This is a genomic window from Micromonospora sp. NPDC048835 (assembly GCF_040649995.1).
In the GTDB taxonomy this organism is placed as follows: domain Bacteria; phylum Actinomycetota; class Actinomycetes; order Mycobacteriales; family Micromonosporaceae; genus Micromonospora.
The window spans coordinates 33,067-59,663 of the sequence record NZ_JBEZGM010000014.1; the positions used below are offsets into that span (position 1 = coordinate 33,067).

Annotated in this window: 22 protein-coding genes; 16 read left to right on the forward strand and 6 right to left on the reverse strand. The window is 70.7% G+C overall.

The genetic code is table 11. The features are described 5' to 3' along the window. Positions 1–3 precede the first annotated feature (3 nt). Together manA and ahcY are read left to right on the forward strand one after the other, a co-directional pair. Positions 4–1,167: a mannose-6-phosphate isomerase, class I gene (gene manA / locus AB0C15_RS18385; protein ID WP_357353369.1), complete on the forward strand. Its 1,164-nt coding sequence runs from the start codon at positions 4–6 to the stop codon at positions 1,165–1,167. 279 nt (positions 1,168–1,446) lie between these two features. Continuing rightward, on the forward strand, positions 1,447–2,946 hold the full coding sequence (gene ahcY, locus AB0C15_RS18390) for an adenosylhomocysteinase (RefSeq protein ID WP_357353371.1): 1,500 nt from the start codon (positions 1,447–1,449) through the stop codon (positions 2,944–2,946). Positions 2,947–3,311: 365 nt separating this feature from the next. Here the strand turns inward: ahcY and AB0C15_RS18395 are convergent, their stop codons facing one another. Continuing rightward, entirely contained in the window at positions 3,312–3,458 is a 147-nt protein-coding gene (locus AB0C15_RS18395; RefSeq protein WP_357353373.1) for a hypothetical protein, read from the reverse strand. 137 nt (positions 3,459–3,595) lie between these two features. Between AB0C15_RS18395 and efeU the strand changes: the two genes are divergently transcribed. From efeU to raiA, 8 genes are all read left to right on the forward strand, one after another. Further along, a complete protein-coding gene (gene efeU / locus AB0C15_RS18400; protein WP_357353375.1) occupies positions 3,596–4,498 on the forward strand; it encodes an iron uptake transporter permease EfeU in 903 nt (300 codons plus the stop codon). Between the two features lie 22 nt (positions 4,499–4,520). Next, positions 4,521–5,654: an iron uptake system protein EfeO gene (gene efeO / locus AB0C15_RS18405; protein ID WP_357353377.1), complete on the forward strand. Its 1,134-nt coding sequence runs from the start codon at positions 4,521–4,523 to the stop codon at positions 5,652–5,654. 25 nt (positions 5,655–5,679) lie between these two features. After that, positions 5,680–6,957, forward strand: a complete 1,278-nt coding sequence (gene efeB / locus AB0C15_RS18410) for an iron uptake transporter deferrochelatase/peroxidase subunit (protein WP_357353379.1) — start codon at positions 5,680–5,682, stop codon at positions 6,955–6,957. A 156-nt stretch (positions 6,958–7,113) separates the two neighbouring features. Continuing rightward, positions 7,114–7,803, forward strand: coding sequence for an MtrAB system response regulator MtrA (gene mtrA / locus AB0C15_RS18415; protein WP_357353381.1), 690 nt, complete (start codon positions 7,114–7,116; stop codon positions 7,801–7,803). 111 nt (positions 7,804–7,914) lie between these two features. Further along, positions 7,915–9,573 (forward strand): MtrAB system histidine kinase MtrB, encoded by a 1,659-nt coding sequence (gene mtrB / locus AB0C15_RS18420; RefSeq protein ID WP_357353624.1) that lies wholly within the window; start codon positions 7,915–7,917, stop codon positions 9,571–9,573. Next, positions 9,570–11,384: an LpqB family beta-propeller domain-containing protein gene (locus AB0C15_RS18425; protein WP_357353383.1), complete on the forward strand. Its 1,815-nt coding sequence runs from the start codon at positions 9,570–9,572 to the stop codon at positions 11,382–11,384. Before mtrB ends, AB0C15_RS18425 begins: the two co-directional genes overlap by 4 nt. A 37-nt stretch (positions 11,385–11,421) precedes the next feature. Further along, positions 11,422–12,096 (forward strand): ComF family protein, encoded by a 675-nt coding sequence (locus AB0C15_RS18430; protein ID WP_357353626.1) that lies wholly within the window; start codon positions 11,422–11,424, stop codon positions 12,094–12,096. Positions 12,097–12,342: 246 nt separating this feature from the next. Next, positions 12,343–12,981, forward strand: a complete 639-nt coding sequence (raiA, locus tag AB0C15_RS18435; RefSeq protein ID WP_357353385.1) for a ribosome-associated translation inhibitor RaiA — start codon at positions 12,343–12,345, stop codon at positions 12,979–12,981. Positions 12,982–13,048: 67 nt separating this feature from the next. Here the strand turns inward: raiA and AB0C15_RS18440 are convergent, their stop codons facing one another. Then, positions 13,049–14,161 carry a GNAT family N-acetyltransferase gene (locus tag AB0C15_RS18440; protein WP_357353387.1) on the reverse strand — a complete coding sequence of 371 codons (1,113 nt, stop codon included), beginning with the start codon at positions 14,159–14,161 and terminating at the stop codon, positions 13,049–13,051. Beyond that, positions 14,158–15,309, reverse strand: a complete 1,152-nt coding sequence (locus AB0C15_RS18445) for a GNAT family N-acetyltransferase (RefSeq protein ID WP_357353389.1) — start codon at positions 15,307–15,309, stop codon at positions 14,158–14,160. Before AB0C15_RS18445 ends, AB0C15_RS18440 begins: the two co-directional genes overlap by 4 nt. Positions 15,310–15,477: 168 nt before the next feature. On the opposite strand from AB0C15_RS18445, the gene secA reads away from it, so the two are divergent. After that, positions 15,478–18,405 carry a preprotein translocase subunit SecA gene (gene secA / locus AB0C15_RS18450; protein WP_357353391.1) on the forward strand — a complete coding sequence of 976 codons (2,928 nt, stop codon included), beginning with the start codon at positions 15,478–15,480 and terminating at the stop codon, positions 18,403–18,405. Positions 18,406–18,759: 354 nt separating this feature from the next. Here secA and AB0C15_RS18455 read toward each other — a convergent pair whose 3' ends face one another. Together AB0C15_RS18455 and AB0C15_RS18460 are read right to left on the reverse strand one after the other, a co-directional pair. After that, entirely contained in the window at positions 18,760–19,350 is a 591-nt protein-coding gene (locus AB0C15_RS18455) for an Rv3235 family protein (RefSeq protein WP_357353393.1), read from the reverse strand. 320 nt (positions 19,351–19,670) lie between these two features. Next, the gene (locus AB0C15_RS18460) at positions 19,671–19,898 is read right to left on the reverse strand and encodes a helix-turn-helix domain-containing protein (RefSeq protein WP_357353395.1); all 228 of its coding nucleotides are present in this window, start codon (positions 19,896–19,898) and stop codon (positions 19,671–19,673) included. 215 nt (positions 19,899–20,113) lie between these two features. On the opposite strand from AB0C15_RS18460, the gene AB0C15_RS18465 reads away from it, so the two are divergent. Next, a complete protein-coding gene (locus AB0C15_RS18465; RefSeq protein WP_357353397.1) occupies positions 20,114–20,623 on the forward strand; it encodes a hypothetical protein in 510 nt (169 codons plus the stop codon). A 91-nt stretch (positions 20,624–20,714) separates the two neighbouring features. Here AB0C15_RS18465 and AB0C15_RS18470 read toward each other — a convergent pair whose 3' ends face one another. Next, entirely contained in the window at positions 20,715–21,848 is a 1,134-nt protein-coding gene (locus tag AB0C15_RS18470; protein WP_357353399.1) for a hypothetical protein, read from the reverse strand. 430 nt (positions 21,849–22,278) lie between these two features. On the opposite strand from AB0C15_RS18470, the gene pruA reads away from it, so the two are divergent. From pruA to ftsE, 4 genes are all read left to right on the forward strand, one after another. Beyond that, on the forward strand, positions 22,279–23,907 hold the full coding sequence (pruA, locus tag AB0C15_RS18475; RefSeq protein ID WP_357353401.1) for an L-glutamate gamma-semialdehyde dehydrogenase: 1,629 nt from the start codon (positions 22,279–22,281) through the stop codon (positions 23,905–23,907). Positions 23,908–24,083: 176 nt separating this feature from the next. Then, on the forward strand, positions 24,084–24,599 hold the full coding sequence (locus AB0C15_RS18480; RefSeq protein WP_357353403.1) for a PadR family transcriptional regulator: 516 nt from the start codon (positions 24,084–24,086) through the stop codon (positions 24,597–24,599). Between the two features lie 64 nt (positions 24,600–24,663). Further along, on the forward strand, positions 24,664–25,785 hold the full coding sequence (gene prfB / locus AB0C15_RS18485) for a peptide chain release factor 2 (RefSeq protein ID WP_357353405.1): 1,122 nt from the start codon (positions 24,664–24,666) through the stop codon (positions 25,783–25,785). Positions 25,786–25,903: 118 nt separating this feature from the next. Further along, a complete protein-coding gene (gene ftsE / locus AB0C15_RS18490) occupies positions 25,904–26,584 on the forward strand; it encodes a cell division ATP-binding protein FtsE (protein ID WP_030331491.1) in 681 nt (226 codons plus the stop codon). Positions 26,585–26,597 lie beyond the last annotated feature (13 nt).

Sequence of the window (26,597 nt, forward strand, 5' to 3'; positions counted from 1 at the left end):
CGGGTGGAGCCACTGTACGGGCCGATCCGGGACTACGCCTGGGGCTCCCGCTCGGCCATCGCACTGCTGCAGGGGCGCTCGGTGCCGAGCGCCGGCCCGGAGGCGGAGCTGTGGTTGGGGGCCCACCCGGGCGCCCCGGCCCACGTCGATCGCGCCGGTCTGCGGGTGAGCCTCTGCGAGCTGGTGCGGGACGAACCAGGGCAGTGGCTCGGCCAGCGGGTGTCCGAGCGGTTCGGCAGTCGGCTGCCGTTCCTGCTCAAGGTGCTCGCGGCCGACGCTCCGCTGAGCCTGCAGGCGCATCCGGACGCCGAGCAGGCGCAGGCCGGCTACGCGGCGCAGGCGGGGCGTCCCGAGGGGCAGCGCAACTACTCCGACCCGCACCACAAGCCGGAGTTGCTCGTCGCGCTCACCCCGTTCGAGGCGTTGTGCGGTTTCCGGGATCCGGCGGAGTCGGCCGAGGCGCTCGCCGCGTTCGGCGTACCGGCGTTGGCGCCGGTGGTCACCGCGTTGCGGGCCGGGCCGGCGGGGCTGCGTACGGCGGTCCGGACGCTGCTGGGCTGGCCGGTCGCCGACCGTCACGACCTGCTGGCCGCCGTGCTGGCAGCGCCGGCCGACGGCCCGGACGCGGAGCTGACCCGCCGGCTGGTCACGGCGTACCCAGGGGATCCGGGTGCGCTCGTCGCGCTGCTGTTGCACCACGTGCGGCTGGTGGCGGGGGAGGCGATCTGGATGCCCGCCGGCAACCTGCACGCCTACCTGAGCGGGTGCGGCGTGGAGATCATGGCGGCCAGCGACAACGTGCTGCGGGGCGGCCTGACCCCGAAGCGGGTGGACGTCGACGAGCTGATGCGGGTGCTGCGCTTCGAGGTGCTCGACGACCCGGTACGCGCCGCGCAGCCGGTCGGCCCCGGCGTGGACTGGTGGCCCGTGCCGGTGGACGACTTCGCGCTGCACCGGGTGCGGGTCGACGCGGGCGTGCCCTCGGTGACGCTGTCCGTGCCCGGCCCCCGGGTGGTGCTCTGCGCCGGCGGCTCGATCACCGTGGACGACGGTGCCGGCGCGTTGACGCTGGTCTCCGGCGAGGCGGCGATCGGTACGGCGTCCGGGGCGGCGCTGCGGATCGACGGTGCCGGTGTGGCGTTCGTAGCGACGTCCGGGCTGCGCTGACCCGCGCGCAGGAGAACGACACAAGTCCGACTTTCCCGGAATAGCTTGACGCTGCGCTGCCTGAGTGTGACTCTATGAGTACGCAGCGTTATCGCGACGACGGTCCGAGAACGTGCGGGGGAACCAAACCGGGGGGATGCACGGGGCGGGCGGGACGTGGGCGGGAAGGTCCGTCCATCACCGACCGCCCCGTGCGCTGTCCGCGGACCGTGCCTGATGCCCGTCGCCGACGCGCGTAAGGTGGAGGGTCGGCGCAGACATCGTTCGACAGGAGCTTTCATGACCAGCACCCTCCCGGCGTCCGCCAGCGGCACGCCGTCCGAGGCCCGGCCGAGCACGCTGGCCGACGGCGACTTCAAGGTGGCGGATCTGTCGCTCGCCGAGTTCGGGCGTAAAGAGATCCAGCTCGCCGAGCACGAGATGCCCGGCCTGATGGCGATCCGTCGGGAGTTCGCCGAGGCGCAGCCGCTCGCCGGCGCGCGGATCACCGGCTCCCTGCACATGACCATCCAGACCGCCGTCCTGATCGAGACGCTTGTCGCTCTCGGCGCGCAGGTGCGCTGGGCTTCGTGCAACATCTTCTCCACCCAGGACCACGCCGCCGCGGCGATCGTCGTCGGCCCGGACGGCACCCCCGAGGCCCCGGCCGGCGTTCCGGTGTACGCCTGGAAGGGCGAGACCCTGCCGGAGTACTGGTGGTGCACCGAGCAGGTGCTCGCCTGGCCCGACGGTCAGGGCCCGAACATGATCCTCGACGACGGCGGCGACGCCACCCTGCTCGTACACAAGGGTGCCGAGTTCGAGAAGGCCGGAGCGGTCCCGCCGGTCGAGTCGGCCGACTCCGAGGAGTACGCGGTCATCCTCGAGCTGCTGCACCGCTCGCTCGGCGAGGATGGCCAGCGCTGGACCCGGATCTCCGCCGGCATCAAGGGCGTGACCGAGGAGACCACCACCGGCGTGCACCGGCTCTACGAGATGCACCGGGCGGGCACCCTGCTCTTCCCGGCCATCAACGTCAACGACTCGGTGACCAAGAGCAAGTTCGACAACAAGTACGGCTGCCGGCACTCGCTCATCGACGGCATCAACCGCGCCACCGACGTGCTGATCGGCGGCAAGATGGCGGTCGTGCTGGGCTACGGCGACGTGGGCAAGGGCTGCGCCGAGTCGCTGCGCGGCCAGGGCGCCCGGGTCGTGGTGACCGAGGTGGACCCGATCTGCGCGTTGCAGGCCGCGATGGACGGCTACCAGGTCGCCACCCTGGACGACGTGGTCGAGCAGGGCGACATCTTCATCACCGCCACCGGTTGCTTCGACGTCATCACCAACGAGCACATGGCCCGGATGAAGCACCAGGCCATCGTCGGCAACATCGGCCACTTCGACAACGAGATCGACATGGCCGGGCTGGCCAAGCGTTCCGACGTCGAGCGGGTCAACATCAAGCCGCAGGTCGACCTGTGGCGCTTCGCCGACGGGCACGCCATCATCGTGCTCTCCGAGGGCCGCCTGCTGAACCTGGGCAACGCGACCGGGCACCCGAGCTTCGTCATGTCGAACTCGTTCGCCAACCAGACGATCGCCCAGATCGAGCTCTTCACCAAGACCGAGGAGTACCCGATCGGCGTCTACGTGCTGCCCAAGCACCTGGACGAGAAGGTGGCCCGGTTGCACCTCGGCGCGCTCGGCGCCAAGCTGAGCACGCTGACCAAGGAGCAGGCCGCCTACCTCGGCGTCTCCACGGAAGGCCCGTTCAAGCCGGACCACTACCGCTACTGATCGACATCTCCGTACCGGGTCGGCTGTCCACAGCCGGCCCGGTACGTCGTTCCAGTCACTCCCGCGCCCGCAGGTCCGTGCCGGCTCAAGATCCGCGCAAGTTCCCAGATGTAGCTGCCTGAAGCCGCCGCGCCGTTGCCAGCAAAATCCCTGATCTTGCGCGGATCTTCCTAGCCGATCTTCCGAGGCCAGCGCCAAACCACACGCGCCTCCCACGCCCCCGCCCCCGCCCCCGCCTCTCCCCGCGATCGTGCAGTTTCGGTTGGAGCTTCGCGGCTTTTGGTGCGATATGCCGCAACAGAAAGTGCAAGATCGCGGAAGTGGGGCGGGGCGAGGGTGGGGGCGGGGACGGGGACGGGGTGGGGTTAGTTGCGGGGGGTGGGGCGGAACCAGGTCCACAGACACCAGGCCAGCCAGCCCAGCGAGACGAGGGTGGCCAGGGCTCGTAGCCGGAGTGCGCTGAGCAGCAGCACCACGGCCAGCACCGTCAACCACGGCAGGAATCCCCTCACGGCGCGATCTTCGCACAGTGGAGTTCGCCGCAGACAGGGTGAGCTTGTCGTGAACAACTTGACGACGGCGCTGACCAGGGAGGAAGGTATGCCTGCCCTAAGTCAGCCAAGGCGTGCCTAACCTACTCGGAGCCCGGATGTTCGCCACCTACCTGATCGGTCTGCGGGAAGGGCTGGAAGCCACCCTGGTGGTCAGCATCCTTGTCGCCTTCCTCGTGAAGTCGCAGCGCCGGGACCGACTGCCGCAGGTCTGGGCTGGTGTCGGCTTGGCCGTGGCGCTCTCGGTGCTCTTCGGCTGGCTGATCGAGTACACGTCGACCTCGCTGCTGTCCCGCTCCGAGGACCGTGAGTTGTTCGAGGCGATCACCTCGGTCGCCGCCGTGGTCTTCGTGACCTGGATGATCTTCTGGATGCGTCGGGCCGCCCGGACCATCGCCGGTGAGCTGCGGGGCAAGCTCAGCGAGGCGTTGGCCGTCGGGTCCCTGGCGGTCGCCGGGATGGCCTTCCTCGCGGTGATCCGGGAGGGCCTGGAGACCGCGTTGATCTTCTACTCGGCCGCCCAGGGCGCGGCGGGCGACAGCGGGCCGCTGCTCGCGTTGATCGGCGGCATCGTCACCGCCGTGGTGCTCGGCGTGCTGCTCTACGCCAGCGCGCTGCGGATCAACCTCAGCACGTTCTTCACCTGGACCGGCGCGCTGCTGATCCTGGTCGCCGCCGGCATCCTCAAGTACGGCGTGCACGACTTCCAGGAGGCCGGTGTCCTGCCCGGCCTGAACGACCTGGCCTTCGACATCACCGGCACGCTCGACCCGAGCACCTGGTACGCGGCTCTGCTCGCCGGCATGTTCAACGTGACTCCGGCGCCGACGGTGCTGGAGACGATCGCCTGGGTCGCGTACGCCGTACCGATTCTCCTGCTCTTCCTGCGGCCGGCGCGGCGCAGGTCGGCACCTCCCGCGACTACCACCACCGCCGTCACCGAGCGCGGCGCCGACGCCGGCACCGAGGCCGAGGCGGCGTCCACGCCGCAGCGTGCCTGACTTACGAGGAGAGACAGCTCAGATGCGTACCACCCAGTTCTTCGCGCTTGCCGCCGCCGGCGTGCTGGCGACGGCCGGTCTGGCCGCCTGCTCCGAGTCCGACAAGGGTGACCAGTCCGCGGCCGGTGGCGCGATCGTGGTCAAGGCCAGCGACACCGCCTGTGAGGTCGGCTCGACCGACCTGGGCGCCGGCACCGCCACCTTCAAGATCACCAACTCGGGCGCGAAGGTGACCGAGTTCTACGTGTACGCCGACGGCGACCGCGTGATGGGTGAGGTGGAGAACATCGCCCCCGGGCTGAGCCGCGAACTGCACGTGGAGTTGCCGGCCGGCACGTACCAGACGGCCTGCAAGCCGGGGATGAGCGGCAAGGGCATCCGGGGTGCGCTCAAGGTCAGCGGTTCGGCCCAGCCGCTCACCGCCGACGCCGCGCTCGGTGACGCCACCGACAACTACCAGCGCTACGTCAAGAGTCAGACCACCGCGCTGCTGGCCAAGACCGAGGAGTTCGTCGGCGCGGTCAAGGCCGGCGACGTCGCGAAGTCCAAGGCGCTCTACCCGGTCGCCCGCACCTACTGGGAGCGGATCGAGCCGGTTGCCGAGATCTTCGGCGACCTCGACCCCAAGATCGACGGCCGCGAGGAGGTCATCGAGGAGGGGATGGAGTTCACCGGCTTCCACCGGATCGAGAGGGACCTCTGGAAGTCCGGAGACATCAGCAAGGACGGTCCGATCGCCGACCGCCTGCTCGTCGACGTCAAGGAGATCGTGGCCAAGGCGAACGCCGAGAAGCTCTCCCCGCTCCAGCTCGCCAACGGTGCCAAGGAACTGCTCGACGAGGTCGCCAGCGGCAAGATCACCGGCGAGGAGGACCGCTACTCGCACACCGACCTGTGGGACTTCGCCGCCAACCTCGAGGGTTCCAAGGCCGCCGTGTCCGCCCTGCGCCCCGCACTTCAGCAGCGCGCACCGGAGCTGGTCACCCAGTTGGACACCGAATTCGCAAACGTGGAGGCGCTGCTCGGCAAGCACCGCGACGGCGACGGGTGGAAGCTGCACACCGCGCTGAGCAAGGCCGAGCTGAAGGAACTCTCCGACGGGATCAACGCGCTCGCCGAGCCGATCAGCAAGGTCGCCGCGGCTGTCGCGAAGTGACCGGACGGCGGGAAGGGGCGGGTCGATGAGCGGGAGCAGGTTGACCCGGCGCCGGGCGATCACCCTCGCCGGCGCCGGGGTGGCCGGGGTCGCCGGAGTGGCGGCCGGCGCGGGGGCGTTGCGGAGCGGTTCCCATGGTCCGGCCGCGGCGAGCGACCACCCGGCCGGTGCGGTGCCGTTCCACGGTGAGCACCAGGCCGGCATCGTCACCCCGGCACAGGACCGGCTGCACTTCGTGGCCTTCGACGTGATCACCAAGGACCGGGCCCGGCTGGCCGGGCTGCTCGAAGAGTGGACGGCCGCCGCCGCCCGGATGACCGCGGGGCGCGACGCCGGCGTCCTCGGCGCGGTCGGCGGGATGCCGGAGGCTCCACCGGACGACACCGGCGAAGCCCTCGGCCTGCCCCCCTCGCAGCTCACCCTCACCATCGGCTTCGGGCCGACACTGTTCCGCGACGCCGACGGACGGGACCGCTTCGGCCTCGCCGACCGTCGGCCCGCCGCCCTGGCCGAGCTGCCGAAGTTCCCCGGCGACGCGTTGCAGCCGCAGCTCTCCGGCGGCGACCTCTGCGTCCAGGCCTGTGCCAACGACCCGCAGGTGGCGGTGCACGCGATCCGCAACCTGGCCCGGCTCGGCATGGGCGTGGTGAGCGTCCGCTGGTCGCAGCTCGGCTTCGGCCGTACCTCGTCGACGTCCCGGGACCAGGCGACCGCGCGTAACCTCTTCGGGTTCAAGGACGGCACGGCGAACCTCAAGGCCGAGGAGACCGACCTGCTGCGCGAGCAGTTGTGGGTGCAGCCGGGCGACGGACCGGACTGGATGGCCGGGGGCTCGTACCTGGTCACCCGCAAGATCCGGATGCTGGTGGAGACCTGGGACCGGACATCCCTCGCGGAGCAGGAGGAGATCGTCGGCCGCAGCAAGGGCAGCGGCGCGCCCCTCGGTCGGGGCGACGAGTTCGACGAGCTCGACTTCGAAGCGCGGGGTGCGGACGGGAAGCCAGTGATCGCCGAGCACGCCCATGTCGCGCTGGCTCACCCGAGCCGGAACGGCGGCGCCCAACTGTTGCGCCGGGGTTACAACTTCGTCGACGGCTCGGACGGGCTCGGCCGGCTCGACGCGGGCCTCTTCTTCATCGCCTACCAGCGCGATCCGCGCCGTCAGTTCGTGCCGATCCAGACCCAGTTGGCGCGGCACGACGTCATGAACGAGTACCTGCGACACGTCTCCAGCGGCGTGTTCGCCTGCCCGCCCGGGGTACGCGACGGCGGGGACCACTGGGGGCGTGGGCTGTTCGGCTGACCGTCGTCCGGATGGCGACAGCCGGATCGCCGCAGCCTGTGGTGGCGCCGGACGGCGCCGAAGGGGGATCATGGTGGCAGCCTGCCCACGGCGGCAAGATGCGTTACCGGCGGACGCCGGTCCCACCGAACTGAATGAGGATGCAATATTAATCCCATGAGAGCCCGCGTACTGGTGGTCGACGATGACCCCGCGCTCGCCGAGATGCTCGGCATCGTGCTGCGCAGTGAGGGTTTCATGCCCTCGTTTGTGGCGGACGGCGAGCGGGCGTTGGCCGCTTTTCGCGACAGCCGTCCCGATATCGTGCTGCTCGACCTGATGCTTCCCGGCATGAGTGGTATCGACGTCGCGCGGTCGATCCGGGCGGAGTCCGGCGTGCCAATTGTCATGCTGACCGCCAAGAGCGACACCGTCGACGTCGTGCTCGGCCTGGAGTCCGGTGCCGACGACTACGTGGTCAAGCCGTTCAAGCCCAAGGAACTGGTGGCCCGGATGCGGGCCCGACTGCGCCGGGGCGAGGACGTGGCCCCCGAGATGCTCACCATCGGGCCACCCGACAACCAGATCACCATCGACGTGCCCGCGCACACCGTGAGCCGAAACGACGAGGAGGTGAAGCTGACTCCGCTGGAGTTCGACCTGCTGGTCGCCCTCGCCCGCAAGCCACGTCAGGTCTTCACCCGTGAGGTGCTGCTCGAGCAGGTCTGGGGCTACCGGCACGCGGCCGACACCCGGCTGGTGAACGTGCACGTCCAGCGGTTGCGGGCCAAGATCGAGCCGGACCCGGAGCGGCCGGAAATCATCCTCACCGTGCGGGGCGTGGGTTACAAGGCGGGGACCGGATAGCCTGGTCACACTGTGTCGACCTCGCCACCCCCACCCTCCCCGAGCGCGACTCCCCGCCGGCCCGGCGCCAGCGGGGAGTTCTGGCGTGCGGTGAGCGGCCGGGTCGCCCGGATGGTGGGTCGGGCGCACCAGACCTGGCGCCGTTCGTTGCAGGTGCGAGTGGTGACCATCACGCTCGTCGCGTCCAGCCTGCTCGTCGGCGGTTTCGCGTTCCTCATCGCCGACAAGATCACCACCATCCTGCTCGACAGCGCCCGCAGTGACGTCCGGCAGCGGGTGACGAGCGGTGCCAGCTACGCGGCCAAGCAGGTCTCCTTCTACGGGCAGCCGCAGGAGGCGCAGCTCCAGGAGACCATCGACGGCACCGTCAACTACCTGGCCGGCGGCGACCCCCAGCAGACCAGCGGGGTGGTCGTGGCGATCACCGCCGCCGACTACCCCAACGACATCCAGACGCGCACCTCGCCGTCCGCGAACGTCCAGCCGCTGATCAGCCCCGAGCTGCGAGCCGCGATCGCCGACGGCAAGGTGGCCAGCCAGATCCGCACCGGGCGACTCACCGGCCAGACCACCAAGTACCTGGTCTACGGCTCGCCGGTGCCCACCCGCTTCGGCCAGATCGAGCTCTACTATCTGGTGCCGCTGGGCCGGCAGGACGTCACCGCCGCCGACGCCCGAGCCACGGTGGTGGCCACCGGGGTCGCCCTGGTGATCCTGCTCGGGTTGCTCGCGGCGCTCGTCACCCGGTTGGTGGTCAACCCGGTCCGGGTCGCCGCACGCACCGCCCAGCGGCTCTCCGCGGGCCTGCTCGACCAGCGGATGGTGGTCAACGGCGAGGACGACCTCGCCCTGCTCGCCGCGTCGTTCAACCAGATGGCCACCAACCTGCAACGGCAGATCCTGCGGCTCGAAGAGATGTCCCGGTTGCAGCGTCGCTTCACCTCCGACGTCTCGCACGAGTTGCGTACCCCGTTGACCACGGTCCGGATGGCCGCTGACCTGATCTTCGCCGAGCGCGACGAGTTCGACCCGGCGGTCGCCCGCAGCGCCGAGCTGCTCCAGGCCGAGCTGGATCGATTCGAGGAGTTGCTCACCGACCTGCTGGAGATCAGTCGGTTCGACGCCGGTTTCGCCATGCTCGACTCCGAGCCGACCGACCTGGTGCCGGTGGTGCACCGGGTGGTCGACCGGCTGGCCGGCCTGGCCGAGCGGGTGGGCGTACCGATCGAACTCGACCTGCCGGGCACGCCGGTGATCGCCGAGGTCGACCCGCGTCGGGTCGAGCGGGTGTTGCGCAACCTCGTCGGCAACGCCGTCGAGCACGGGGAGGCCCGCCCGGTGCTGATCACCCTCGGCATCGACGAGACCGCCGTGGCGATCACCGTCCGGGACCGCGGGGTGGGGCTGAAGGTGGGCGAGGAGAAGTTGGTGTTCAACCGGTTCTGGCGGGCGGACCCGTCCCGGGCTCGACAGACCGGGGGCACCGGGCTGGGCCTGTCGATCAGCCTGGAGGACGCGCGGCTGCACGGCGGCTGGTTGGAGGCGTGGGGTGCTCCCGGGCAGGGCGCGCAGTTCCGGCTCACCCTGCCGGCGCGTGCCGGCGATCGGCTGACCACCTCGCCGCTGCGGCTGGTGCCTGCCGACGCCGCGCTGCCGTTCGGTGGTCCCCGCGACGGTGGCCCGCTGGCCATCGGTCCCGGCACCGGCGGGGCATTGGCGATCGGCCCGGCCCCGACCGGGGACGACCAGCGGACTGAGGTGCGCTCATGAGACGACCAACTCTGCTCGGGGCGCTCGGCGTGCTGGCGCTGCTGGGCGCGGGCTGTGGCATCCCGGCGGCGTCCGACGTGCGGGTGGACGGCAAGGGCGGTGCCGCGACCGAGGCCGGTGTGATCAGTCGGGGCAGTGAGCCACCGACGCGTACGGCAAGCGGCAGCGTCAACGAGACGTTCGTCCGCAACTTCCTCTCCGCCGCCGCCGGCGAACCGGATCGGGCGTACGAGCGGGTCAAGGCGTTCATCGCCCCGGAGGACAAGATCCGCCTGCAGGACAAGAAGGGCAGCGAGGTCGCGCTCAACGTGGTCCGGCTGGGCGAGGCGGTCTACACCCTCAACAGCGACTCGACGACGACTGTGAAGATCGCCGTGCAGCAGATCGGTGTGCTGCGGGCCAACGGCACCCTGGCCCCGCCGGTGGCGACCGAGACGGAGTACGAGTTCGGTCTGCGCAGCGCGTCGTTCAACGGCGGCGTCAACGACGACCGCGCCGGCCTGTACGTCATCAACCCGCCGAACGTGCTGCTGCTCACCGACACCGCGCTCCGGCAGTACTACCAGGACGAGACGATCTACTTCTGGAGTTCGGACCGCAGCCGTCTGGTGCCCGACCAGCGTTACCGGCCGCAGGCGGTGCCGGTCGAGCGGCGGGTCAACGAGGTGGTGAAGTGGCTCGTCGGCGGTCCCTCCGACTGGCTGCGCCCGGCGGTCGTCGGCCTACCGGACCGCACCGAGCTGATCAACAACGCCACCGGCGGCAACGGTCGGTGGGAGGTCAACCTGGACATGTCCGGTGACGACCGCAACAGCATCGATCAGTTGATCACGCAGATCGCCTGGTCGTTGGGGGACCTGCCCGGCCAACTCGAGTTGAAGATCCGCAACAACGCGCAACCCGTGGTGGACCTGACCGAGCGACGGGACGCCCAATCGCTCTACCCGCACGCCGCCAGCCCACAGCGGTTCGGCGTGTACGACGGCGCGATCCACCCCCTCGACTTCGAGGGCGAGCCCAGCGGCACCGTGCCGTTGTCGCCCGAGGTCAACCGCAACGTCGTCTCCGCCGGTCTCGGGCTGGCCAAGGACCGACGGATCCTCGCCGCGATGGTGGTCACCGGCAGCAACAAGAACAGGTACCGGCTCGCCGTGGGCACCGGCGCCGAGCCGGTCTCCGTGCTCGGTCGCAGCGGCACCGAGTACTCCTCGATCAGCCGGCCGGTCTGGCTGCGAACCGTCGACGACCGCCCCGGCCGCGGCCTGGTCGTGGCCGACGGGCACCTCTACCGGTTCGACGACGCGGCCCGGATGTACCCGGTGCCCCTCAACCTGCCCTCCGCCGAGGTCACCGCGGTGGCCAGCGCGTTGGACGGCCAGCGGGTCGCGCTGATCGTCGGCGGCCGGCTCTACGTCGCCGCGGTCAACCTCGACGGCGGCGGGGTCTCCATCGGCCCGCCCCGCGAGCTGGTCACCTCGCTGACCAACCCCACGGCCGTCGACTGGGGTAGGGAGGACCAGCTGGTGGTGGCCGGGTCGGTCCGCCAGCCGGCGGTCTACGAGATCAGCGTCGACGGCGCCCTGGAGACGGCGCTGAGGACCGACCTCGGCGCCAAGGTCAACCACCTGACCGCGTACCCGAGCAACCGCAGCGTCCGGGTGCCCAGCGGGGCCTACATGTACGAGGCGAACGGGGTGGCCTACCGCAGCAGCCCGTTCGAACGGATCGAGCCCGGCCGGGTACGCGGCATCGCCCCGGTGCCGGCCGGCGTACGGCCCAGCAACCCGTCGGCGCCGTTCTTCCTCTACTGACACCGTGGGCGGGCTCTGGGCGGACCTCACCGACCTGGTGCTGCCCGCCGACTGCGCCGGTTGTCGGGAGCGCCGCCCCGGCCTGCGGCACGGGGTCTGCCCAACCTGCGTCGCGGCGCTCGGCGACCTGCGGCCACGGGCGGTCCGCCCCACTCCCGCCCCGCCGGGGCTGCCGTCCTGCGTGGCGCTCGGCCCGTACGCGGGCCCGCTGCGCGAGGCACTGCTGGCGTACAAGGAGCACGGTCGACACGGGCTCGCCCGCCCGCTCGGCGCCCTGCTCGCCGAGGTCGTCGCGGAGGGCGTCGGTGCGCCCCGTCCGCTGGCGTTGGTGCCGGTCCCGGACACCGCGGCGGCGGCCCGCTCCCGTTACGGGGACCACCTCGACCGGCTCGCCCGGCACTGCGCGAGCCGGCTCAACCGGGGCGGTTGGGTCGCCCGGGTGTGCCGCCCACTGCGCGCGCTGCCCCGGCCCGACTCGGTCACGCTGGACAGCGCCGGACGGGCGGCGGCGGCCGAGGCGGCCTTCCGACCCCGTTCGACCGGGCCGCTGCGGGGCCGCTCCACGGCCGCGCCGCCGGTCGTGGTGCTGCTCGACGACATCGTCACCACCGGCGTGACCCTCGCCGCCGCGAGCAGGGTGCTGACCGCTACGGGATGGGCACCGAGGGTCGCGGCGGTGCTCGCGGCGACCGAGAAAAGACACCAGTTGTAACCGATCGTGTTTCCGTTTCACCCGTTGGTGTACGAGCTGCGAAAAATTTCAGGTCGTCTCGGCAACATGGGGTGACGGCCGGGCAAACAGGAGTTAGCGTTTCGCTGTCGGGGGTAGGAGGTCGTTCCAACCGCCCCCGGCGGTGAGAGGAGGCGTAGCCGTACCAACCGGTCGACGCCAGCGGGTCCCCCCACGGCGCGCGGCCGGGTAAACCGGATCGAAGACCGTCCGAAAGAGGGAGGTCACGTGGACATCGTGGTCAAGGGCCGAAACGTCGAAGTGCCGGACCATTACCGGGTACACGTAGCCGAGAAACTCGCGAAGATCGAACGCTACGACCACAAACTTATTCGCGTCGATGTCGAGCTGTTCCACGAGCGCAATCCGCGCCAGGCCGACCACTGCCAGCGGGTGGAGATCACCTGCGTTTCCCGGGGCCCGGTCATGCGGGCCGAGGCCTGCACGAACGACTTCTACAGCGCGCTCGACGCGGCCATCGCGAAGCTCGACACCCGGCTGCGCCGCGCGGCCGACCGTCGCCGCGTACACCGGGGCCGGCACGCGCCGATCTCCGTCGCCGAGGCCACCGCGGGCCTGCCCGTCGCGGACCTGGTGGCCCCCGCGCTGAGCGCGCCGGGTGACGGTGCCCGCGCCGGCACCGCCGTCGCGGAGCGGGTCGAAGAGGAGCACGACGACCAGCAGCCGTGGCACATCGCCCGGGAGAAGGTGCACCCGGCGGAGCCGATGACGATCGACGACGCGCTCTTCGAGATGGAGCTCGTCGGCCACGACTTCTACCTGTTCCAGGACAAGGAGTCCGGCCGCCCCAGCGTCGTCTACCGGCGACACGCCTACGACTACGGCATCATCTCCCTCGCCACCTGACCGGCCCTGACCGTGTCGATCGGGGAGTTGTGGCGGGGCAGTCCCGCCACAACTCCCTGATCCGGTCTCAGCGCAGATCGCCGGGGAGCAGCGCGAACGTCAGGTCGTCCAGACGGGTGCCGTCGAGGCCCGGCAGGCGGCCACGCTGCAGGCCCTCACGCTGGAACCCGACCCGCTCCAGCACCCGGTGCGACGCGATGTTGTCCGGCACCGTACCGGCACCCAGCCGAGCGATGCCGACCACGCCGAAGGCCCAGGCCGCGAGCAGTCGGACGGCCCGCGTCGCGTACCCCCGGCCGCGCCAGTCCGGGAGCAGGGCGTAGCCCACCGACGCCTCGCCGCCGGCCACATCGGTGTACGACAGCCCGCAACTGCCCACCGGCTCCCCGCTGGACACGTCGGTGATCAGCAGTCGGGCGATCTCGCCGGTCAGCCATCCGCTCTCCGCGAGACGGCAACGCCGCTCGATCGCCTCCCGCGTCGGCGGCACGGGCGGCGCCTGGTTCGCCACCACCTCGGGTCGAGTGTGCAGCCGGTGCATCAGCTCCGCGTCGTCGGGTGCGAGTCGCCGCAGCGCCACCACCTGATCGGTGAGCACCCCGGCGGGCAGGTCGGGCAGCAGTCGGGCGGCCGGGCCGGGAGGGTCGTCGACGAGGCGTACCCAGGCCAGCAGGTCGTGCCGACCCCCGTCGCGGCCGATGGCGGCCGACCGGCGCGAACCCTCGTAGCGGAAGCCGGCGGCCAACGCGACCCGCTGGCTGGGCGTGTTCTCCGGGTGGGTCAGCAACTCCAGGCGGGCTGTTCCGGCGGCGAGCGCGTGGTCACTCAGCGCGCGGGTACCCGCCGTGGCGACCCCGCGCCCGCGCGCCGCGGGTCGTACCCAGTAGCCGATCCCGGCCTGGCCTCGGGCCGGCGACGGATTGTTCAGCGTCACCATGCCCAGCAGCCGGTCCGTGGCCGGGTCCGCGACGGCGTACGCCGCGCCGCCGCCGGTCCAGACCGCCGGGGCCCCGACGTCGATCCACCAACGGGCGTCGGCCTCGGTGTACGGATCCGGCGGGCCGATCGTGAACCGCTGGCTGACCGGGTCGGCCAGGCCGTCGACGATGTCGGCGGTGTCCTCGACGCGGAGCTGCCGCAGCCGCACCCCGTACGCCTCGACGACCTGCTCGAGGCTCATGTCAGGTCCTTGGCGAGCAACGCGCCCACCCACACGTCGACGCGCTCGCCCCGGTGCTGCACCCCGGCCCGGGCGGTCCCCTCGACGGTGAAGCCCGCCTTCTCCGCAGCCCGGCGGGAGGAGGTGTTGCCGACGTTCGCCCGCCACTCGATGCGGGCCAGGCCCACCGTGCTGAAGCCCCAGGCGCCGAGGGCGACGAGCGCGGCCGGCAGGTGTCCCCGGCCACGGGCCTCCGGGGCGGTCATGAACCCCACGTCCGCCAGCAGCGGGTCGCCGGGCGAGAGTCGAAGGTCGATCGTGCCCACGTACCTGTCGTCGGGGTCGGCGATCACGAAACAGCCGGCGTCCCCCCGAGCCCAGGCGTCCCGGCCGTAGGCCAGGTAACCCTGCGCGTCGGTGCGGTCGTACGGGTCCGGCACCGTGGTCCAGCGGATGCTCTCCGGGTCCTGGCAGGTCCGCACCACGGCGTCCAGGTCCTGCTCCTCCATGGGCCGCAGCCGCAGCTCGCCGGCTGCGGCGGTGGCGAACAGGACCGGCTGCGGGCGGCCGAAGACGGCGGCGCGTCGGGCGGCCAGGGTGCCCGGACCGGCCGGCCCGGTCGACCCGGGCGCGGGTACCTCACCGGGCAGCAGGGAACCGATCCAGCCGTCCGCAGCGCCGTGCGGCGCCGGGTTGGCCAGCCGCAACCGGCCGTCGACCCGGAAACCGGCCCGCAGGGCCACCAGCCGGGAGGCGTGGTTGCCCACCTCGGCCTGCCAGATGAGCCGACGAAGCCCGAGGCTGTCGAAGGACCAGCGGGCCACCGCCCGGGTGGCCCGGGTCATCACGCCCCGACCGCGCGCCCAGGGCGCCGTCCAGTAGCCGACCTCGCCGGTGCCGTCCTTGTCGATCGAGATCAGCCCGGCGGAACCCCACACCTCGCCGGTGCTCGGGTCGCAGACCGCGAACGGTGCCCCGGTGCCCTCGGCCCAGGCCTTTCGGCTCATCTCGGTGACGAATCCGTGCGCGTGTTCCGGCCGGTACGGGCGCGGTACGGTGGTCCAGCGCTGAATGTCCGGGTCCTGGCAGGCACGGTGCACGGCGTCGGCATCCGTCTCTCGCCAGGGCCGCAGCAGCACGCCGTCCTCGGTGATCTCTACGGGCTCCACCCGTGCATCCTGTCGCAGCGTTCGCCGACGGCGTAACCGGATAACGTTTGGGACGTGTGCAGGACGCGAGTTATGTCGGGTTCGGCGGAGTCGAGCACCGCCACCAGTGACCATCGCGCCGGTGGAGCGCCTACGATGGTTCGAGACTGTCTAGGGGAGCGTTGATCCGTGTCGATTCTGGAAAAGGTCCTTAACGCGGGCGAGGGCCGCATGGTGCGCCGCCTCAAGGCGATCGCCAATGCCGTCAGCTCGATCGAGGACGACTACGTCAACCTCACCGACGAGGAACTGGCCGGCATGACCGAACAGTTCCGGGAGCGGCTCGACGAGGGCGAGACCCTCGACGACCTGCTGCCGGAGGCGTTCGCGGTGGCCCGCGAGGCGGCCGCCAGGGTGCTCGGCCAACGTCCGTACGACGTCCAGGTGATGGGCGGCGCGGCGCTGCACTTCGGCAACATCGCCGAGATGAAGACCGGTGAGGGCAAGACGCTGACCTCGGTCATGGCCGTCTATCTCAACGCGCTCTCCGGCAAGGGCGTCCACGTGATCACGGTCAACGACTACCTCGCCCAGCGTGACGCGGCGTGGATGGGTCGGGTGCACGAGTTCCTCGGGCTGACCGTCGGCGTGGTGCTGCCCAACCGGCCGGCCAGCGAGCACAAGGCCGCCTACGAGTGCGACATCACCTACGGCACCAACAACGAGTTCGGCTTCGACTACCTGCGCGACAACATGGCCTGGTCGAAGGACGAGCTGGTCCAGCGCGGTCACAACTTCGCGGTGGTCGACGAGGTCGACTCCATCCTCATCGACGAGGCCCGCACCCCGCTGATCATCTCCGGCCCGGCCGAGCACTCCGCCCGCTGGTACGGCGAGTTCGCCGGCGTGGTGGCCCGGCTCCAGCCCGGCACCGACGGCGAGGGCGACTACGAGGTCGACCACTCCAAGCGCACCATCGCGGTGACCGAGCGTGGTGTCGCCAAGGTCGAGGACCGGCTCGGTATCGACAACCTCTACGAGTCGGTGAACACTCCGCTTGTCGGTTACCTCAACAACGCCATCAAGGCCAAGGAGCTCTACAAGCGCGACAAGGACTACATCGTCAGCGACGGCGAGGTCCTGATCGTCGACGAGTTCACCGGTCGCATCCTGCACGGCCGTCGCTACAACGAGGGCATGCACCAGGCGATCGAGGCCAAGGAGGGGGTGGAGATCAAGCAGGAGAACCAGACCCTGGCCACGATCACCCTCCAGAACTACTTCCGCCTCTACGAGAAGCTGTCCGGGATGACCGGTACGGCGCAGACCGAGGCGAGCGAGTTCAACAAGGTCTACAAGGTCGGCGTCGTGACCATCCCGACCCACCGCCCGATGGTTCGCGAAGACCGGCCGGACGTCATCTACAAGACGGAGAAGGCCAAGTTCAACGCCGTCATCGAGGACATCGCCGAGCGGCACCAGATGGGCCAGCCGGTGCTGGTGGGCACCGTCTCGGTGGAAAACTCCGAGATCCTCTCCCAGTTGCTGCGCCGCCGTGGCATCCCGCACAACGTGCTGAACGCCAAGTTCCACGCACGCGAGGCCGAGATCGTCGCCCAGGCGGGGCGTAAGGGCGCGGTCACCGTGGCCACCAACATGGCCGGCCGCGGCACCGACATCCTGCTCGGCGGCAACGCCGAGTTCCTCGCCGCGAACGAGCTGCGCCAGCGTGGCCTCGACCCGCTGGAGAACGAGGAAGAGTACGCCAAGGCGATGGAGGAGGTCCTTCCCACCTGGAAGCAGGCCTGCGACGCCGAGGCGGAGGAGGTCTCGGCCGCCGGTGGCCTCTACGTGCTGGGCACCGAGCGGCACGAGTCCCGGCGGATCGACAACCAGCTCCGCGGTCGCGCCGGCCGGCAGGGCGACCCGGGCGAGTCCCGTTTCTACCTGTCCCTGCAGGACGAGCTGATGCGGCGCTTCCGGGCCGGAGCCGTCGAGGCGGTGATGGAGCGCTTCAACATCCCGGAGGACGTGCCCATCGAGTCGAAGATGGTCACCCGGCAGATCAAGAGCGCCCAGGCCCAGATCGAGGGCCAGAACGCCGAGATCCGCAAGAACGTGCTCAAGTACGACGAGGTGCTCAACAAGCAGCGCCAGGTCGTCTACGCCGAGCGCCTCCGGGTGCTCAACGGTGAAGACCTCTCCGACCAGGTCCGCAACATGATCGACGAGACCGTCGAGGCGTACGTGCGGGGCGCCACCTCCGACGGCTACGGCGAAGACTGGGACCTCGAGCAGCTCTGGTCCAGCCTCAAGCAGCTCTACCCGGTCGACGTGACCATCGAGGAGCTGGAGGAGGAGGCCGGTGGCTCGCGGGCCGGCATGGACGCCGACTTCCTGGTCGCCCGCCTCAAGGACGACGCCAACGCCGCGTACGACAGGCGTGAGGAGCAACTCGGCACCGAGGGGGTGCGCCAACTCGAGCGGATGGTGCTGCTCCAGGTCATCGACCGCAAGTGGCGCGAGCACCTCTACGAGATGGACTACCTCCAGGAGGGCATCAACCTCCGGGCGTACGCCCAGCGTGACCCGGTGGTGGAATACCAGCGCGAGGGCTTCGACATGTTCGCCACCATGATGGACGGCATCAAGGAGGAGACCGTCGGTTTCCTCTACAACGTCGACGTCCAGGTGACCGAACCGGAGCCGGAGGCGGGGGCCGACGAGGTCACGCTGCTCGACAAGCCGGTGGAGATCCGGGCCAAGGGCCTCAACCAGGCGCCGCGGCGGCAGGGTCTGCAATATTCGGCGCCCACCATCGACGGTGAGGCCAGCCCGGGCGCGGTCGCCGTGGAGCAGGCCGAGCAGCAGGCTCCGGCGCTTGGTGTGGGCCGACCGGCCCAGGGTGCTCCGGCGGCACCGGGGCAGAGCGCCCCGTCCGCTCCGCAGCGGCCGGCCTCCGGGCTGCGCGGCCCGGCCCTTCCGTCGGCAGGTGCCCGTCGATCGGCACCGAACCAGGCCGACGCGAGTAACGGTCCGTCCCGAAACGCGCCGTGCCCCTGTGGCTCGGGCCGCAAGTACAAGCGGTGCCACGGTGCCCCCAATGGCGGCAACTGACCGACGGCGTCTGCACCGATAGCGTCTGACCGATGGGTCCCGGCCGACCAGGCCGGGGCCCGTCGGTGTTTTTCAACCCCCGACTGCCCGACGGGCCAGCCGCATGGGCGCATCTTCCCGAAATCCGCAGGGACCGCCCCACGATCAACTCGCCTTCGAGGAAATCGGGCCATAACCGCAGCTCGGACGGCCCGGTTTCCTGAAACGGGAGTGGATCAACCGCTTCCGCCGGCCGGGCCCGGCCGGCACTGGCTGGGCTGGGCCGGGCGTTGCTGGCTGGGTTCGGCCGGCCGGGCGTCGCTGGCTGGGTTCGACCGGCCGGGCGTCGCTGGGCTGTCCGACGGGGCAGGGTGCTCAGAGCACGTGCAGAGCGGTGCACAGCCAGCGGCCCCGGCGATGCTCGAGGCGCAGGGCCATCGCCCAACTGCGGCCGCCCGCGCCGGTGAGGACTGCGGCTGCCTCCACGGCGGCTTCTCGTGGCTCGCAGACTCGAAGGCGTAGCAGCCGGACCAGTGGTCGGCCGGTGCGGCGGCGGGATGACCCGGCCCGGCCGGATGCGCGGGCCAGTTCGGTCAGGAGGTCGCCTGCTCGGGCCGGGTCGAGCAGCGCTCGCACCTGGGTCGGCGAACGGTAACCGTTTACCACCTCCAGGCAGGTGCCGACGAAGCGGTGCGCGGCTCGGGTGGATTCCGGAGTGGTCGCGGGCGGCAACGAGACCGGGTGGGTGGCGGTGGACCGGTTGGGGACCGGGCGCAGCTTTGCTCGCCGCTCCGACTGCCGAATCGGGTTGGGACGGGTGGAGGCGAAGAGGTCGAGGGCGAGCTGACCGTCGGTCGGTGCCGGCCAGTACGACCCTTCGGTCTCGTCGACGTACGGCGGGTCGAAGGGCGGGACGGGACGCAGCCGCACCGGCGGGCGGGAAGGACCGGGTCGCGCTCCGCTCATCAGAGACCCTCTCGATCTTGCGTTTACCTACGTTAGCCTTCGACAAGCTCGATTCTGGGCGACAGAGCGGCCCCGGTCAATGGCCTCAAGGCGGCTCCGCGCGACAAAGCCCATGATTCACTCGGGGCGGCTGAACTGCCGGCCACCCCAAGATCCGTGCAACTTCGGGGAAGTTGCTGGGCACCGACGTGCCGCAGGCAGCACTCTCCCTGAAGTTGCACGGATCCTGGCACCAAGGCCGGCGTCCATGCCCCGGAACGAGCGGGGGCGGTCCGGGATCGGATGGGCCGGACGTGGGCCGCGTGAGGGCTGGAAGCCGGCTACTCAGGATCGCGGTCGACGAGCGGGTTGCTCTGCACCCACACCGCAGTCTCGTCGTATTTGCGCGCTATGTACTCCTCCAGGCGCGCGCGCTCGACACGCCACTGGCCGCGCCCGCCAATCTTGATCGCGGGCAGTTCGCCGCTGCGCACCATGTGGTAGACCTGCGAGTCCGATACGTTGAGCTCGGCCGCCACGTCGGAGAGCAGCAGGAACCTCGGCTCCACAGGAACCCCCGGAGTTGACGTCGTTTGGCTTAGTTTGCCACCGACAGCCCCGACCGCCCAGTGCCGGGCCGGGTCGGTGGCGGACCAACCGAGCGGGACACACCGGCGCGAAACTTCCACCTGCCGGAGGTGGGGTGTATGACGGTCAGGGCGTACGGCAAGATCTGCGCCCGTGCCGGCGGCCGCCGGTGGAGGACGACGCGGGGAGACGACCGGTGACCGACGAGCTTGTCCGGGTGTACGTGCCGGCGACCGTACCGATGCTGGCCAGGCTGCGTGCGGAAGGGCTCTCCGCCGACCAGGCGCACGCCGTGACTCCGGCGCTGCGCGAGTGGTACGCCGAGGGCGACGAGGAGGAGTTGGAGTACGTGGCGTTCACCCGGGCTGCCCAGGACGCCCTGCACCTGCTCCGGGCCGACCCGACCGCTCCCCGCCGCCGCGTCGTCGTCTCGGTCGACCTGCCGTCGGGGGCTGTCGGGCGCGGTGACGGTGAGCTGGGTTCCAGCACTGTGACGTTGACGGACCCCGTGCCGGTGGGCGCCGTCGCGGCCATTCACGTGGACGGCACGGACGCCGTCGAAGAGGTCGGCGCGGCGGTCGACGTGGTGGCCGAGGCGGCCGCCGGGGATCCCGACGCCCAGTTCACCGTCGACGGCGCCGAGGACCACGAGCTGGAGTGGTACGACGTGACGGAGCTGGACCAGCTGCTACCCGCAGCCGACTGACCCTGGACCCCGGGAACGCCAACCGGAGCCGGCCACCGGCCGGTGCACGTCAACCGGAGCCGAGACGCCGGTTCGGGAGGTGTGTCGGGCGTCAGCGGGCGGGGTCGGCCTTCGCCGGGTTCGCGTCACGGGTGTCGGCTGTGTCGCCGTCGTGCGTTTCGGCCGGGTCCTCGTCGTACTCCTCGGCGTAGCCCGGCTTGTCGTCCTCCGGGTGGACCTGGGCCGCGACCGGGGTCGGGGCGTCGACCGCTTCGTCGTCGTCGCTGTGGGCCGGGCTGAGGGTGCGTCCGAACGCGATCAGCGCGGTCAGCGCCCCCACGAAGAGCACCCAGATCCCGTTGTCCACCCGTGAGGTGCCCAGCGAGGTCTGCGCCACCGCGTCCGCCTCGCTGAGGGCGCTGGCAAGGTCGAGCAGCGACCGGCCGCCGATCCGGATGATCACCTCGGCGAGCAGCAGGAGGAGCCCCGGGCCGGCGCCGGCGAGCAGGTACGCCGGCCAGCGCAGCGTCGGGGCTTCGGGGTCGCGGCGGACGGCCCGACGCCGCGCCCAGGTCAGGTAGCCGAAGGCCAGCAGACCGGCCAGCAGCCCGGCGACGAGCGACTCGGTGCGGGACACCCACTTCGCCGCGTTGACAAGCGATTCCTGGCTGTCGCCGGCACCGAAGAGGTCGAACAGCGGGTCCCGGGCGGGGCTGAACGCGACCACGAAGATCAGCGTGCCGAGCGCGGCGGTGACCACCGCACCGATCGCCGGGGCGGTCCGCGCGCCGGCGAGCGCGCCCCCGATGATCGCCGCGGCCGCCGTGGTGCCGGCGATCACGTTGGTGGTGGACGTGTCGAAGTAGGTGAGGTTGATGGCCAGCGCGGCGGCGAGCCCGACAAGCATTCCGCCGCCGATGGCCCCGGCGAAGCGCAGGGTGGCCCAGTCGCCGTACCGGCGGGCCAGCAGGTTGCCGCCGGCCAGCGCGACGGCCGCCCCGGCCACCAGCGAGGCCGAGATCACCCCGGGCAGCGCGAACGCGGAGAGGCTGAGCGCGGTGACCCCGGCCGCCGCCGAGGTGATGGCCTCCCGGGTGGACCAGAGCATGGCGGCCAGCCATCCGAGCGCCAGCAGCGCGAGCACTGCGGCGCCGGGAGCGGGAAGCGGCCGACCGTTGGCGCTGGCCGCGTCGACCGCCGGCTCGTCCGACTCGGCGGCCGGGACGCGGCCTGGCTGCTTGGTCATCGTCTCCCCTTCGAGGCGGCAGGTCACCGACCATTCAGGGTACGCGGGTCCGCCGGGCGGCCCGCCGCCCCGGGACGGCGGAACCTCCGGCGGGCTCGGCGGACCGCCGCCGCCACGGGGGTGCCCGGGCGGGGCGGCGACGGCTCGGGCTCGACGAGCGTGCGATCGACGTGCCCGGCGGGTGCCGGGGCGATAGGGCGGCGCGACCTGCGGCGGGTTATCGGATCGAGACCCGTCGGTAAGGGGAGGAGGGGTGGGGCGGTCCTTGGCGTGAAGCGGTGGCGGAGGTGGGCCGTGCGGCCCGTCATGGGACAATCTCGGGAGGTCCCGCCGTTGCCCGGCACTCCCGTGCGGCGTCCGGTTTCCGGCTACCCGGTCGGTGCCCGCGGGTCCGGTTTCGCCACTGCTGTCGAGATCGCCAGGAGCCTTGATGGATGCCGTGTTCTCCGTTCCCGAGCCGCGCAACGAGCCGGTTCGCAACTACGAGCCGGGCAGCCCCGACCGGGACCGGCTCCAGCGGCGGCTGACCGAGCTCGCCGCCGAGCGCATCGACCTGCCGATGACCATCGGCGGTGAGCAGCGGATGGCCGGCGGTGACCCGATCGACGTGGTGCAGCCGCACAAGCACGCCCACGTGCTGGGGGTGACCGGGCACGCCACCCACGACGACGCGCGCGCCGCGACCAGGGCGGCCAAGGACGCCGCGCCGATGTGGCGGGCCCTGCCCTTCGAGGAGCGCGCCGCGATCTTCCTGCGCGCCGCCGAGCTGCTCGCCGGGCCCTGGCGGGACACCCTGAACGCCGCCACCATGCTCGGCCAGTCGAAGACCGCGATCCAGGCGGAGATCGACGCGGCGTGCGAGTTCATCGACTTCCTGCGGTTCAACGTGCACTTCGCTCGCCGCCTGCTCGAAGAGCAGCCGGCGTCCTCGCCGGGCGTCTGGAACCGCTTCGACCACCGCCCGCTGGAGGGCTTCGTCTACGCGGTCACCCCGTTCAACTTCACCGCCATCGCCGGCAACCTGCCGTCGGCGCCGGCTCTGCTGGGCAACACGGTGGTCTGGAAGCCGGGCCCGACCCAGCAGTTCGCCGCGCACTTCACCATGCGGCTGTTCGAGGCCGCCGGCCTGCCGTCCGGCGTGATCAACATGGTCACCGGCCGGGGCGAGGAGGTCTCCGACGTGGTGCTCGCCGACCCCGATCTGGCCGGCATCCACTTCACCGGGTCGACGAAGGTCTTCCAGCAGTTGTGGCGGACCGTGGGCGACAACATCGCCAGCTACCGGGGCTACCCGCGGCTGGTCGGCGAGACCGGTGGCAAGGACTTCGTGGTCGCGCACACGAGCGCCGACGTGGACGCCCTGCACACCGCGCTGATCCGCGGCGCGTACGAGTACCAGGGCCAGAAGTGCTCGGCCGCCTCGCGGGCGTACGTGCCGCGCTCGATCTGGGAGGGCGGGCTGCGGGACCGGCTGGCCGCCACCGCCGAGTCGCTGACCTACGGTGACGTGGCGGACTTCGGCAACTTCGGTGGGGCCGTGATCGACGACAAGGCGTTCGCCCGGCACACTGCCGCGCTGGAGCTGATCGCCGGCGACGACTCCTGCCGGGTGCTTGCCGGTGGCACCGCCGACGACTCGGTCGGCTATTTCGTGCGCCCGACGCTCTTCGAGTGCGGCGACGCCGCCCACGAGACCTTCACCACCGAGTACTTCGGGCCGATCCTGGGTGTGCACGTGTTCGACGACTCCCGCTTCGACGACGTGGTCGCGCAGGCGGAGTCGATCGCCCCGTACGCGCTTACCGGCTCGGTGTTCGCCACCGACCGCCGGGTCGTCGAGTCGGTCGGCGAGCGGATGCGGTACGCGGCGGGCAACTTCTACATCAACGACAAGCCCACCGGCGCGGTGGTCGGGCAGCAGCCGTTCGGTGGCGCCCGGGCCAGCGGCACCAACGACAAGGCCGGCTCCTGGCTCAACCTGGTCCGCTGGGTCTCCCCGCGGACGATCAAGGAGACCTTCGTGCCGCCGACCGACCACACGTACCCCCACATGGGCTGACCTGCGACGACCCGCCGGCGGCGCGTGCGGCGCCGCCGGCGGCAGCCCGGAATGTCGCAATCCATCGATAGTCCTCAACGGACAGTCTGCCGCCGACAGTGCACTTAGGAAGTCCTGTCGGGTGGCAAACCGGCAAATCCTGGACGCCGCGTGCGCAAAGTGGCAGCGTAGTGGGCATGGCGGATTCCGGAGTCAACCCTACGGCGGCGGCCCTACTCGGCCTCCTCCACGAGGGCCCGATGACAGGCGGTCAGTTGATGGCCGCCGCTGAGCGCCGTCTGGCGCCGTACTGGTCGATGACCCGCAGTCAGGTGTACCGCGAGTTGCCGGTGCTGGCTGAGCGGGGTTACGTGCGGCTCGGCAAGCCGGGCCCGCGGATGAGTCAGCCCTACGCGCTGACCGCCAGCGGAAAACGGACATTCTCCCGGTGGCTCGCGGAGAACCCGGGGCGGGACACCATCCGCAACCCGATAGCGCTCCGGATGGCGTTCGGCAACCTGCACTCCGCCAGCCAGCTCAAGGGCCTGTACGCCTCGGCGAACGAATACCACACCGAGGCCCTCGCCCAGGTCCGGGAGCAGGTGAAGAACGCCAAACGGGACGGCGAGACCTACGACGCGAGCGCGCTGGAGTTCGCCGTCGCCTACCACCGGGCTGCCCTGACGTGGTTGAAATCCGCCCCCGTCGGGTGACGATCAGCGGGTTCACGCACAGGCAGCGAGCTGCACTCCCCGCGGCACAGTACCCTTGTCTGTCGTGACCGCTGCCGATTACGCCGAACAGCTCAAGGACCTCGACGCGACCCTGCGAAACATCGAGGCCGTCCTCAACCTCGACCGGCTCCACGAGGACAAGGCCCGCCTTGAGCAGGAGGCCTCCGCCCCCGACCTGTGGGACGACCAGGCGAAGGCCCAGCAGGTGACCTCGCAGCTGTCGTACGTCAACGGGGAGATCAGCAAGCTGGGCAGCCTGCGTTCCGGCCTCGACGACGCCCAGGTGCTGCTGGAGCTGGCCGAGGCCGAGGCCGACCCGGGCGTGCTGACCGAGGTCGAGTCGGAGATCACCACGCTGACCAAGTCCATCCAGGAGATGGAGGTCCGCACCCTGCTCTCCGGCGAGTACGACTCCCGGGAGGCGCTTGTCGCCATCCGGGCCGGCGCCGGTGGCGTGGACGCCGCGGACTTCGCCGAGATGCTGCTGCGGATGTACCTGCGCTGGGCGGAGCGGCACGGCTACCCGACCGAGGTCTACGAGACCTCGTACGCCGAAGAGGCAGGCCTGAAGTCGGCCACCTTCGCGGTCAAGGTGCCGTACGCGTACGGCACGCTCAGCGTCGAGTCGGGCACGCACCGGTTGGTCCGGATCAGCCCGTTCGACAACCAGGGTCGTCGGCAGACCAGCTTCGCGGGCGTCGAGGTTCTGCCGGTCACCGAGCAGACCGACCACATCGACATCCCGGAGAACGAGGTCCGGGTCGATGTCTACCGGTCCTCCGGCCCGGGTGGGCAGAGCGTCAACACCACCGACTCGGCGGTGCGGCTGACGCACATCCCGACCGGCATCGTGGTGACCTGCCAGAACGAGAAGTCCCAGTTGCAGAACAAGGCCTCCGCGCTGCGGGTGCTCCAGGCCCGGCTCCTGGAGCGCAAGCGCCAGGAGGAGGAAGAGAAGATGGCCGGCCTCAAGAGCGGCGGCACGAGCTCGTGGGGCGACCAGATGCGCTCGTACGTCCTGCACCCGTATCAGATGGTGAAGGATCTCCGAACTGAGCAGGAGACCGGCAATCCGAGCGCGGTCTTCGACGGCGAGTTGGACGGTTTCATCGAGGCGGGCATCCGGTGGCGCAAGCAGCGGCAGCTTTCCAGCAACGGTGCGTGACGGCCCGCGGGCGGAGCGCTTCGTCGATCTCCAGGTAGGAGCCTGATTCGACGACTCGTGTCGGTTCGGCGGGGCGTGGGGCTTGGCTCAGTTGTTACACCGCGTAGACTCACCACCCGTGATTCAGCTTGAGCAAGTGACGAAGACGTACCCGAAGGCGTCCCGGCCTTCGCTCGACAACGTGTCCGTCTCGATCGAGAAGGGCGAGTTCGTCTTCTTCATCGGTCCATCCGGCTCCGGCAAGTCCACGATCATCAAGATGCTGCTGCACGAGGTGGCCCCCAACAAGGGGCGCGTCGTCGTCAACGGCAAGGACGTCACGTCGATGCGTTCCTGGAAGCGACCCCACTTCCGGCGTTCCATCGGCTGTGTCTTCCAGGACTTCCGGCTGCTGCCCAACCGCACCGCCTACGAGAACGTGGCGTTCGCCCTCGAGGTGATCGGCAAGACGAAGGCGGTTGCCCGCCGGGTCGTGCCGGAGGTGCTTGAGTTGGTCGGGCTCGGTGGCAAGGAGCACCGCTACCCGCACGAGCTCTCCGGTGGTGAGCAGCAGCGGGTCGCCGTCGCCCGGGCGTTCGTGAACCGTCCGCTGATCCTGCTCGCGGACGAGCCCACCGGAAACCTGGACCCGGACACCTCAATCGAGATCATGCGTCTGCTGGACCGGATCAATCGCACCGGCACGACCGTCGTGATGGTCACCCACGACTCCAACATCGTGAACCAGATGCGCCGCCGCGTCGTTGAGATCGAGAGCGGCCGCATCGTGCGTGACCAGGCCCGCGGCGTCTACGGGTGAGCCGGCGCTCCAC

Excerpts from the sequence above, each read along its gene's own strand:
- ahcY (WP_357353371.1), top strand. The coding sequence starts at position 1,447 with ATGACCAGCACCCTCCCGGCGTCCGCCAGCGGCACGCCGTCCGAGGCC.
- efeU (WP_357353375.1), top strand. The coding sequence starts at position 3,596 with ATGTTCGCCACCTACCTGATCGGTCTGCGGGAAGGGCTGGAAGCCACC.
- efeO (WP_357353377.1), top strand. The coding sequence starts at position 4,521 with ATGCGTACCACCCAGTTCTTCGCGCTTGCCGCCGCCGGCGTGCTGGCG.
- efeB (WP_357353379.1), top strand. The coding sequence starts at position 5,680 with ATGAGCGGGAGCAGGTTGACCCGGCGCCGGGCGATCACCCTCGCCGGC.
- mtrA (WP_357353381.1), top strand. The coding sequence starts at position 7,114 with ATGAGAGCCCGCGTACTGGTGGTCGACGATGACCCCGCGCTCGCCGAG.
- mtrB (WP_357353624.1), top strand. The coding sequence starts at position 7,915 with ATGGTGGGTCGGGCGCACCAGACCTGGCGCCGTTCGTTGCAGGTGCGA.
- AB0C15_RS18425 (WP_357353383.1), top strand. The coding sequence starts at position 9,570 with ATGAGACGACCAACTCTGCTCGGGGCGCTCGGCGTGCTGGCGCTGCTG.
- AB0C15_RS18440 (WP_357353387.1), bottom strand. The coding sequence starts at position 14,161 with ATGAGCCTCGAGCAGGTCGTCGAGGCGTACGGGGTGCGGCTGCGGCAG.
- AB0C15_RS18455 (WP_357353393.1), bottom strand. The coding sequence starts at position 19,350 with ATGAGCGGAGCGCGACCCGGTCCTTCCCGCCCGCCGGTGCGGCTGCGT.
- AB0C15_RS18470 (WP_357353399.1), bottom strand. The coding sequence starts at position 21,848 with ATGACCAAGCAGCCAGGCCGCGTCCCGGCCGCCGAGTCGGACGAGCCG.
- pruA (WP_357353401.1), top strand. The coding sequence starts at position 22,279 with ATGGATGCCGTGTTCTCCGTTCCCGAGCCGCGCAACGAGCCGGTTCGC.
- AB0C15_RS18480 (WP_357353403.1), top strand. The coding sequence starts at position 24,084 with ATGGCGGATTCCGGAGTCAACCCTACGGCGGCGGCCCTACTCGGCCTC.